Origin of the sequence: Aeromonas sp. ANP5 (assembly GCF_963870295.1) — a bacterium.
Taxonomy (GTDB): domain Bacteria; phylum Pseudomonadota; class Gammaproteobacteria; order Enterobacterales; family Aeromonadaceae; genus Aeromonas; species Aeromonas veronii.
Window position 1 is genome coordinate 39,366 of the sequence record NZ_CAWMRY010000039.1, and the last position, 8,382, is coordinate 47,747.

Sequence of the window (8,382 nt, forward strand, 5' to 3'; positions counted from 1 at the left end):
TAGAGCCAATAATACTCGGCCCTCAGGCGAACTTTTGCCTAGCTTCTGACACGTTCTGCGAATGCAGTGAACTGTTATTTCTTGTGAGTTGCAGCACAAAAATGGAACCGGTTTCTGTAACCGGTTTCATTTTTCTTTATAGTCATCATCAAGGTGATTAAACACCACATTCTAACTTAAGTATGTTGAGGACTATGTAATGAATAAAAAAATCTATCTGTTTTGTGCCGCAGGCATGTCTACATCTTTACTAGTCAATAAAATGCGTGAGCAGGCCGCCAAGCATTCTGTGCCGGTTGATATTGAAGCTTTTCCTGAATCTCAATCCAATGAAAAAGGTATCGAAGCTGACGTTATTCTACTGGGCCCTCAGGTCGGATATATGTGTCAAGATATCTCAGCGCGTTTCCCTCATAAGCCAGTAGCGGTGATTGACACTGGTATGTATGGCCGTGTAGATGGTCTAAGCGTATTGAAAGTTGCTATAGCTGAAATAAAAAAAGCAGCCAAGCCAGCCTAACCTATAGTACTTAGGCTTCAACAAAGCCATACCAAATTATTTTATCAATGAACCTGCCAAATATAATTAGGCGGCGTTCATTGGTGCGCACCACCGTTTTTATTAAGGTGACAAGGATAATTCTTATAAACTAACCTGGCAATTATTTAACAAATTTTATTTATATTTAAATAATCAGAGGCACCTATGAATTTCGACGATCTAAACCTAGACGATATAAAAGAAGACGGTTCAGAGATTCAGCAAATGGATCTTGAAGAGCAGGTAATGGGCATCATTATCAATTCTGGTGAAGCTCGTAGCTGTTCTTACAAAGCCTTGGCATTTGCAAAGCAAGGGGATTTTGCTCAGGCCGATGCGAAAATGGAAGAGGCTCGTAACGCAGCGAATGCCGCCCATTTGGTGCAGACACAGTTGATTGAAGCTGATATGGGAGAGGGTAAGACCCCGATGACACTCATCATGGTCCATGCCCAAGATCACCTGATGACATCGATGTTGGCCCGTGAGTTGATCAAAGAGTTGATCGATCTTCACAAGAAAATTTCCAATTAAGCGGAGCATTATCAATGAAGTTTGCACATGACTTTCTTATGGGCGCAGCCAGCGCATCTTACCAAGTAGAAGGTGCTTGGAATGAAGATGGCAAAGGCATGACTAACTGGGATGAATTTACCAAGATCCCAGGGAAAACCTTCGAAGGCACCAATGGTGATATCGCGGTTGACCACTATCATCGCTATAAAGAAGATGTTGCCTTGATGGCTGAGATGGGTCTGGAGTCCTATCGCTTCTCCATTTCATGGGCTCGTATTTTCCCAAATGGTGATGGCGAGATTAATCCAAAAGGGATTGAATTTTACAACAACTTAATCGACGAGTGTCTGAAATATGGCATTGTGCCATTTATCACACTTTATCACTGGGATCTGCCACTGCCCCTAGAAAAAGAGGGGGGATGGTTGAGCCAGCGTACCATCGATGCATTTGTTAACTATGCAAGAGTGTGCTTCGAAGCCTTTGGTGATCGTGTAAAACACTTCATCACCATCAATGAGACGATTGTATTTTGTTCTCTAGGTTATATGGCTGGCGCTCACCCACCAGGAATCAAGAATGATCCGAAGAAGTACTTCCAGGCTGTTCACAATGTTTTTTATGCTCATGCCAAGGTGGTACTGCTATATAAATCCATGAATCTATATGGTGAAATTGGTATCAGTAACGTATTTAGTCCAGCTTTTGGCGTTGATGATAGTGAAGATAGCCAAAAAGCGGCATATCATGCTAATGCGTATGCGACCCATCTCTACTTCGACCCGATTTTGAAGGGTGAGTATCCAGCTTATGTCATGGACGCACTGAAAGTCAGCGGCTTCCATCCAGAGCAGACAGCAGAAGAGTTAGAAACTATCAAGTTGGCTGCTAGTTTGAATGACTTTATGGGGCTCAATTATTATCAGCCGAGTCGGGTTGAATTGATCAAAGGTTCTCTAGAGCAGCGTGAAGCTACCCGTGAAAACTCAACTGGTGCACCGGGAAATCCAAGTTTCGATGGTTTCTTCCGCACCGTGAAGATGGATGATAAACGTTATACCAAATGGGATTGGGAGATTTCGCCAGAGGGCTTTGTTGCTGGTTTAAACATGCTCAAAGATCGTTATGGTCAAGTCAAGATTTATATTACTGAGAATGGTCTTGGTGATGAAGATCCGATTGTGGAAGATGAAATTTGTGATGTCCCACGCATCAAATATATCAGCGAGCATTTAACTGCGCTGAAACAAGCAATCAGTGATGGTGTGAACGTCAAAGGATACTTTGCTTGGTCTGTTATTGACCTGTTGAGCTGGCTCAATGGATATAAAAAACAGTATGGCTTTATTTATGTCGATCACAAAAATAACTATCAGCGAAAGAAAAAAATGTCTTTCCACTGGTTTAGTTCGGTGATTAAAAATCGTGGGGAAGATCTCTAATGAGTAATTTTAACCAAAAAATACAAGCCGTGATGCCCTATGTCATGGGGTTTGTTAACTCCAAGCCGGTCAAGGCAATCAAGGATGGCTTTCTTTACACCATGCCATTGACCATTATTGGTTCGGTCTTCCTGCTGCTGGCATTTATTCCTGTCCCTGGGTATGGCGAATTGATGGCCAGTATCTTTGGTGACAATTGGCAGGGGCCATTGTGGCAAGTAGTAGGTGCCACCTTTGATATTCTGGCACTCATCGGTGTGTTCGGTATCGCTTATAGCTGGGTTCAAAATGAAGGCTATCAGGGGGTTAGTGCAGGCATTTTTGCAATCGTAACCATGCTGATCCTCAACGATAACTTCATTCTGGCTGCGGATGGTGCCACCTTGGGTGGGGTGATTCCTAAAGCCTATATGGGCGGTAAGGGAATGATCGTGGCCATCTTTGTCGGCATCACAGTAGGTTGGATTTATAGCTGGTGCATGAAGAAGAACCTGACCATCAAGATGCCGGATGGCGTGCCGCAGGGGGTTGCTAATGCGTTTACCGCCCTGATCCCGGGGGCCTTGATCATCCTGACAGCCTGCTTCACCTGGATTTTCTTTAAGTTCGCGTTCGACAAGACAGTGGTCGTGGTGTTGTACGATCTGCTGCAGATACCATTGCAAGGTTTGTCTGACTCTCTGGGGGGGGTCATCGTTGTTGCCCTGCTGATTTCTTTATTGTGGTGGTGTGGTGTGCATGGCTCCGCCATTGTAATGGGGATCATGGGGCCGATCGTGACGGCGAACGCGCTGCAAAACCAAGAATTGCTCATCAAAGGAGAGCAGTTGATTGCCGGGGAAAACGCCAAGATTGTTACTAACCAGTTCATCGATCAATATGTAACGTTTGGTGGTGCAGGCCTGACCCTTGGTTTGGTTGTATGTATGTTGATGTTTGCAAAGTCCACGCAATATAAAGATTTGGGTAAAATAGCGATCATGCCAGGGTTGTTCAATATTAACGAGCCGGTGATCTTTGCTTTCCCCATCGTATTTAACCCACTGATGTTGATCCCGTTCTTGTGCGCACCGATTATTTCTGTACTGATGGTTTATTTTTCCATCTCTGCAGGCCTGGTCGAGCCGTTCACTGCGATTACCGTTCCTTGGACCACTCCGATGATCATCAGTGGCTTCATTGTGGGTGGTTGGAAGGCCGCGTTGCTGCAAGTATCAGTATTCTTGATGACTATCTTTGTGTACTACCCATTTATGAAAGCGCAGGACAATATCGCCTGCAAAAATGAAGATGTGTCAAAAGAGACGTTTGAAGAAGATGATGCTTTGTCACTGCAACTGTGACGATATGATGGCAGGGTGTTGATGTTGAAAAACACCCAGCTATAAGCAGAAACAAATATTGAATTAACAAACATCCCAACCAGTACAGATATTGATATTTTCATAGAGTTCTATTCAGCTCATTTCATGGATTGAATGGCAATACTTTACCTGTTGTTTTTTCATTCTCAGAAATACTAAGTAAATTAACATGGAGTTATAATGAAAAAATTTAGCTTACTATATACCGCCGCAGCTGTGGCTACGGTAATAAGCTCCGCGTCTGTTTTTGCGAATAGCAACGATGATATTGAAGCGCTAAAACTTCGCCTTCAGGAGTTGGAAACCAAGGTCAACACAGAAACTAAATATAAAGATGACCAGCAGCCAGCAACATTGACCAGTGAGACAAAAGTGCCGGATGGACTTGTATTTTCTGGTTATGCCCGTTATGGCGCGCATTATCAAAACTCTGATAAAGAGCGGGTGAGCAGCTTTGGTAGCTTGAGTGGTAATGCTACGGGTCGCTTGGGCAATGAAGGTAATGGTGGAGAGTTTCAGCTTGCCAAAGTTTTTAAAAACGACAGTGGTGCCATCTGGGATTTAGTCTTGATGCTGGATCATTGGTCTGAAGGTTCCTGGGCCGACGACGGTGGTCTCAACGTCAAGAAAATGTACGCCGGTGTTGCTAATGTTTTTGAGTCGCAACCAGACCTGTATCTGTGGGCTGGCCGAGATTTTCATCAGAGACCTCAGACCGATCTGAATGACTATTTCTGGATGACTCATGATAGCCAAGGTGCCGGTTTCAAAAATTTGACCTTAGGTGGGATCAAATTTGATTTTGCCGGTGTCGGACAAGTTAATGATGACATGGTAGAAGACAACGGTCGTTACGCGCTGACCAGTAAACTACATGGTATCAAGCTGGGTGACGTGGATCTTAGCCTTTATGCAAACTACGGCACTACATCCGAAAAATTGACTGAAGATGACAAAAAAGATCTAGCAAACTCTGCTTATCAGTTAGCAAGTGAAGCGGTATGGGCGGGCCAAAAGTTTGTTATTCGTTATTCACACAATGCGCTAAACAGTGTGTTCGATTTGGCTGACAATCAAGATGCCTTGCTGTTCAGCCTAGATGGTGCCATCCCCTTGACTGAGCGGGCAAAAATTCAATATTTGACCTCTTATCAAAAACTTGATTTAGACAAGAGTGACGAGAGCCGCAAAAACTACAGCTTTATCCTGCGCCCGACTTACCAGTGGAACGATGTACATTCTACCTGGTTAGAGGGTGGTTATAGCATCGTTGATTATGATGATATCGATGCGACTAACACCTCTTGGAAAACTACTCTATCACAAAATATCGCTATCGGTGGGGAAACCTGGTCTCGCCCGATGTTACGCTTCTACGCCACCGTCGGGAATGCAGATAATGAATATACCGGTCGTGATGACAAAGGAGTGTTGACAACATCTGATGATGACACAGTGACCTTCGGCGCCATGTTTGAAGCATGGTGGTAAAGTGATGCTCGTGTTTCATGACGGCCATAAGGCCGTCATGCTTTTCGCATTACAGGTGTGCTTACCCTTTGTACCCACATATAGTAGTCGAGGTGGCGTAAATAGTGACATGCCTTTGACGCCATACTGCCGTTACAATAAATAATGTTTAGGTTCCATCAAAAATTTCATGATGAACTTATCAAAAGCATATTTGTTCTCAATTAGATGGAAAAATGTAAGCGGCATCCTTATTTAAAATATGCTGCAAGAGCAGCGTGAAGGATTAACGGTACTTTTATGAATAAAAAACTCAAAGTAGTCACCATTGGTGGTGGCAGTAGCTATACTCCTGAGCTGGTTGAGGGATTCATTAAAAGGTATGCAGAACTCCCTATTGGTGAGCTCTGGTTGGTCGATATTCCTGACGGTGAAAAAAAACAGAATATAATATTTGATCTGTGCCAACGAATGATTGCCAAGTCAGGCTTGCCGATTACCATTCATAAGACTCTCAATCGCCGTGAGGCCTTGACTGGTGCAGATTTTGTCACCACTCAGTTACGAGTCGGTCTGCTCAAAGCTCGAGAAAAAGATGAGCGCATTCCATTAAGCCACGGTTTGCTTGGTCAGGAAACAAACGGCGCGGGTGGTTTATTTAAGGGGCTACGAACCATTCCGATCATTTTTGATATAATCAAGGATGTTGAAGAAATTTGTCCAGACGCATGGATTATTAACTTCACTAATCCGGCTGGGATGGTCACTGAAGCTGTCGCCCGTCATACCAATTTCCAAAAATTCATTGGGGTATGCAATGTCCCCATTGGCATGAAAATGTTTGTGCAAAAATCGCTACAGTTAACAGATGCTGATGAATTATCTCTTGAGCTGTTCGGGTTGAATCACTTCGTTTTTATAAAAGATGCTTTTGTTAATGGTGAGTCCCGTTTTAATGAGCTATTTGAATATGTAATCGATGGCGCACAAAAGGAATCCGCTTCAGTAAAAAACATATTTAGCATTCCCTTTGAGGCTGATTTTTTGCGCGGATTACGGTTATTACCTTGTCCTTATCATCGTTATTACTTTAAAGAAAAAGAAATGCTAAGTATTGAGATGGGCGAGTATTACAAAGGTGAAACCAGGGCACAGGTAGTGCAACGGGTAGAAAAAGACTTGTTCAAGCTGTATCAAGACCCTAATCTAAATTATAAGCCAAAAGAACTTGAAATGCGTGGTGGCGCATATTATTCAGATGCAGCCTGTGAAGTGATCAGCGCCATTTATAATGACAGTCACAGCGAACACTATGTGATTGTCCCCCATCATGGTCAGATCAAAAACATTCCAGCTGACTGGACAGTCGAGATGACCTGCCGGGTCGGCCGTGATGGTGCTAAACCTGATCCACGTTTTAGTCAGTTTGACGAAAAAGTACTAGGTTTAATCCATGGCATTAAAGCATTTGAAATTGCTGCAGCCAATGCAGCAGTGAGTGGTAGCCTCAATGATTTGCTGGTTGCCATGAATATCAATCCGCTGGTACATTCTGATGATGATGCAAGAAAGGTGGCAACCGAGTTGCTATTGGCACACAAAAAACATTTGCCACAATTTGCAGAGACTATTTCTGAACTGGAATAAGACTGCCAATCTCACTTAGCATTAACTGGTTGCTGCGAGAACGGCAACCAGTTGTTATTTTATAGGGGACGATCATGTCTAATTATATCTCTTTTGATATCGGCGGCACCGCCGTTAAATATGGTGTAATAGATGATGCTGGAGTTATTTATGAAAAGGGTTCATTCTCGACCCCTGATAATTTCCATGGGTTACTAGATGCAATGAAGATGGTCTTGTCGACCTATCAGCATAAATATTCACCGGTTGCTATCGCGCTAAGTATTCCTGGAGCAGTTAATGAAGCTTCTGGTTTTATTGGCGGTATTACAGCACTGAGATATATCCATGGATTTAATATTAAGGCTAAGTTCTCAGAGGTCTTTGGTTTGCCCGTTGGAATGGCCAATGATGCTAACTGTGCCGTGCTATCGGAAGGTTGGATTGGTGCAGCGAAGGACGTTAAATCATATGCCTGTGTTGTGATTGGCACCGGCGTGGGGGGGGGCGTGGTGGTCAATGATCATTTAGTGAGTGGCGCGACTCAGCATGGTGGTGAGTTTGGCTACTGGATTATGGATCCATTTAGTCGGACCAACTGGAGTGATCTTGGCTCAACACGAATCTTATTGCGCAAAGCGGCATGGGCGTTGGGAGTTGATACTATTGATGGCGAGGCTTTTTTTGCCTTGGTAGCAAATGGGAATCCATTGATGATTTCTTTACTTGATGAATTTTGCTTTATCAATGCATTGGGCATTTATAACATCAAGCACGCAATAGATCCGGATCTCATCTTGGTCGGTGGTGGAATTAGCTGCCAACCTAAAGTTATTGAGGGCATTAATAATCAATTGAAAATATTATTGAGTCGTGGTGGGAACATGGAGTTTGAGATTGTTGCATGCCATCATCGAAATGATGCTAATTTAATTGGCGCAGTTTATAACATGCTACTTAAAGATTAGTTTTTTATAACCGAAATTTGTAGGGTTTATTTTTAGTCCCTATGGTTTAGTAGCTGAAAATTCAATTAGATTGAGGTTGCTTGGCATATGCAAAGGTAAATGTTCACGATAAGAAAGGCGTTGTTGAATAAATATGAAAAGGAGAAGCCTTTCCTCAAGCTGCTATGCAGTTCAGTTCACCTGCTTTCTCCAGCTCAAAGCCACCGGCTTCCGCCAAGTCTAGATAGAAGTGCAGCACCTCGTGAGGCTGTACCACGTTGTAGCGGCGGATATGTAGTGCATCGGAGGCGACGTTAAACATCACGTCGCTCTGCTCGATGGTCCAATTCATCCCGGCTGCCTGCAGCCAGATATCGAGAGATTGTTGCGGGGGTAAGACATTGCCAAGGCCATGCCAAGGGGTTTGGCCAGTGTAGGCCATCGTATCGATCAGGTGAGCCATGAGAAATCTCTGT

General features: G+C 43.6%; 7 protein-coding genes and 1 pseudogene. 7 read left to right on the forward strand and 1 reads right to left on the reverse strand.

Features of this window, described 5'->3' with window-relative positions; translation table 11 throughout:
• Positions 1 to 199: 199 nt before the first annotated feature.
• The 7 genes from AACT07_RS18595 (at position 200) to AACT07_RS18625 (ending at position 7,927) form a co-directional block, all read left to right on the forward strand.
• On the forward strand, positions 200 to 520 hold the full coding sequence (locus AACT07_RS18595) for a PTS sugar transporter subunit IIB (protein ID WP_069529424.1): 321 nt from the start codon (positions 200 to 202) through the stop codon (positions 518 to 520).
• Between the two features lie 186 nt (positions 521 to 706).
• Complete coding sequence (chbA, locus tag AACT07_RS18600; RefSeq protein WP_083250008.1) at positions 707 to 1,075, forward strand: PTS N,N'-diacetylchitobiose transporter subunit IIA; 369 nt, start codon at positions 707 to 709, stop codon at positions 1,073 to 1,075.
• 14 nt (positions 1,076 to 1,089) lie between these two features.
• Positions 1,090 to 2,499: a glycoside hydrolase family 1 protein gene (locus tag AACT07_RS18605; RefSeq protein ID WP_069529426.1), complete on the forward strand. Its 1,410-nt coding sequence runs from the start codon at positions 1,090 to 1,092 to the stop codon at positions 2,497 to 2,499.
• Positions 2,499 to 3,842 carry a PTS sugar transporter subunit IIC gene (locus tag AACT07_RS18610; RefSeq protein ID WP_069529428.1) on the forward strand — a complete coding sequence of 448 codons (1,344 nt, stop codon included), beginning with the start codon at positions 2,499 to 2,501 and terminating at the stop codon, positions 3,840 to 3,842. The genes AACT07_RS18605 and AACT07_RS18610 overlap by 1 nt, the downstream gene beginning before the upstream one ends.
• A gap of 201 nt (positions 3,843 to 4,043) precedes the next feature.
• Complete coding sequence (locus tag AACT07_RS18615) at positions 4,044 to 5,354, forward strand: carbohydrate porin (RefSeq protein ID WP_069529430.1); 1,311 nt, start codon at positions 4,044 to 4,046, stop codon at positions 5,352 to 5,354.
• A gap of 279 nt (positions 5,355 to 5,633) precedes the next feature.
• Complete coding sequence (locus AACT07_RS18620) at positions 5,634 to 6,980, forward strand: 6-phospho-beta-glucosidase (protein ID WP_069529432.1); 1,347 nt, start codon at positions 5,634 to 5,636, stop codon at positions 6,978 to 6,980.
• A 74-nt stretch (positions 6,981 to 7,054) separates the two neighbouring features.
• Positions 7,055 to 7,927 carry an ROK family protein gene (locus AACT07_RS18625; RefSeq protein WP_069529433.1) on the forward strand — a complete coding sequence of 291 codons (873 nt, stop codon included), beginning with the start codon at positions 7,055 to 7,057 and terminating at the stop codon, positions 7,925 to 7,927.
• Positions 7,928 to 8,099: 172 nt separating this feature from the next.
• On the opposite strand, the pseudogene AACT07_RS18630 reads toward AACT07_RS18625, so the two are convergent.
• Positions 8,100 to 8,369, reverse strand: a pseudogene (locus AACT07_RS18630) (DUF932 domain-containing protein); the annotation flags it as partial.
• Positions 8,370 to 8,382: the final 13 nt, after the last annotated feature.

What these genes read in the sequence shown, in the direction of transcription:
- AACT07_RS18595 (WP_069529424.1), top strand. Translation starts at nt 200, where the DNA reads ATGAATAAAAAAATCTATCTGTTTTGTGCCGCAGGCATGTCTACATCT.
- chbA (WP_083250008.1), top strand. Translation starts at nt 707, where the DNA reads ATGAATTTCGACGATCTAAACCTAGACGATATAAAAGAAGACGGTTCA.
- AACT07_RS18605 (WP_069529426.1), top strand. Translation starts at nt 1,090, where the DNA reads ATGAAGTTTGCACATGACTTTCTTATGGGCGCAGCCAGCGCATCTTAC.
- AACT07_RS18610 (WP_069529428.1), top strand. Translation starts at nt 2,499, where the DNA reads ATGAGTAATTTTAACCAAAAAATACAAGCCGTGATGCCCTATGTCATG.
- AACT07_RS18615 (WP_069529430.1), top strand. Translation starts at nt 4,044, where the DNA reads ATGAAAAAATTTAGCTTACTATATACCGCCGCAGCTGTGGCTACGGTA.
- AACT07_RS18620 (WP_069529432.1), top strand. Translation starts at nt 5,634, where the DNA reads ATGAATAAAAAACTCAAAGTAGTCACCATTGGTGGTGGCAGTAGCTAT.
- AACT07_RS18625 (WP_069529433.1), top strand. Translation starts at nt 7,055, where the DNA reads ATGTCTAATTATATCTCTTTTGATATCGGCGGCACCGCCGTTAAATAT.